This is a genomic window from Pseudomonas sp. RIT623, assembly GCF_004519305.1.
Taxonomy (GTDB): domain Bacteria; phylum Pseudomonadota; class Gammaproteobacteria; order Pseudomonadales; family Pseudomonadaceae; genus Aquipseudomonas.
Genome location: NZ_SOZA01000081.1, coordinates 1 through 1,419, shown reverse-complemented (window position 1 = coordinate 1,419; position 1,419 = coordinate 1). Strand labels below are relative to the sequence as shown.

Sequence of the window (1,419 nt, the reverse complement as noted above, 5' to 3'; positions counted from 1 at the left end):
TGCAACGGCGCCAGCGGGTAGATCTCCTGCACGTTGGCCGCGCCACCCGGCACCGTGGCGACGATACGCTCGATGCTGGCTGGGTCCAGCTCGATCAGGCTGAGCATGGCCGGGGTGATCTGCGTGGCATCGACCGGCACGCGATTGACCGGCACCTCGACCTCGCGCCCACTGCCGACCGCCGCCGCCAGGGCCGCCAGGGTCGGCTGGGCGAACAGCACGCGCACATCGGCGTTAAGCCCGGCCTTGCGCATGCGCTCGATCAGGCTCACCGCCAGCAGCGAGTGGCCGCCCAGTTCGAAGAAGTGATCGTGACGCCCCACCTGCTCGACCTTGAGTACTTCAACCCAGATCGCCGCCAAGGCCGACTCGATCTCGCCCTGGGGCGCCTCGAAGGCACGGCTGACCACGGCCTCGCGCCCCGGGGCCGGCAGCGCCCGGCGGTCAAGCTTGCCGTTGGCCGTCAGGGGCAGTTCGTCCAACTGCATGTAGGCCGCTGGCAGCATGTAGTCCGGCAGCTGGCCTTGCAGGCGTTCGTGCAGTTCGGCAATCGCTGGCGCGTTGCCGGTGAAGTAGGCCACCAGGCGCTTGTCGCCCGGTTCGTCCTCACGCACCACCACGGCGGTATCGCGTACACCCGGGCATTCGCCCAGCCGTGCCTCGATCTCGCCCAGTTCGATGCGGAAGCCGCGCAGCTTGATCTGCTGGTCGGCCCGGCCCAGGTAGCGCAAGGTGCCGTCTGCCTGCCAGCAGACCAGGTCGCCACTGCGGTACATGGTGCCGCCGTTGAACGGATCCGCCAGGAAGCGCTCGGCCGTCAGCTCAGGCTGGCCCAGGTAGCCCAGGGCCACGCCGTCGCCGGCGATATACAGCTCGCCAACGGCGCCCACCGGCAGCAACTGCTGACGGGCGTCCAGCACATAGCAACGGGCATTGCCGATCGGCTTGCCAATCGGAATGCTGCCCTCGCCCACCTGGGTGATCTCATGGGTGGTGCTGAAGGTCGTCGCCTCGGTCGGGCCATAGCCATTGAGCAAGTGTTGCGGGGCGCCGTCGCGCAGCACGCGGGCGATCACCGCTGGGTCGAGCACGTCGCCCCCCACCATCAGGTAGCGCAGTTGGCGCAAGGCCGGCAGCAGGTCATCGGCGAACTGGTGGAACAGCCCGGCCGTCAGCCACAGCACCGTCACGCCCTGGCTCAGCAGCGCTTCGCGCAAGGCCTGGCGCGACAGTACCTGGTCCTGCTCGATCACCACCACCGCGCCGCCATTGAGCAACGGCGCCCAGACTTCCAGGGTGCTGGCGTCGAACGCCGGGTTGGAGGCGAAGGCCACCCGGTCCTGGCTGTTGAAATCGGCAAAGCCGTTGTTGATCACCAGGCGCACGATAGCCCGGTGCGGCACCTGCACCCCTTTCGGC

Annotated in this window: 1 protein-coding gene; it reads right to left on the bottom strand. The window is 68.5% G+C overall.

The genetic code is table 11. The features are described from left to right. Nucleotides 1–1,419, bottom strand: a 1,419-nt coding sequence (locus E3U47_RS24730) for a non-ribosomal peptide synthetase (protein ID WP_167659535.1), incomplete at both ends; no start/stop codon positions are given.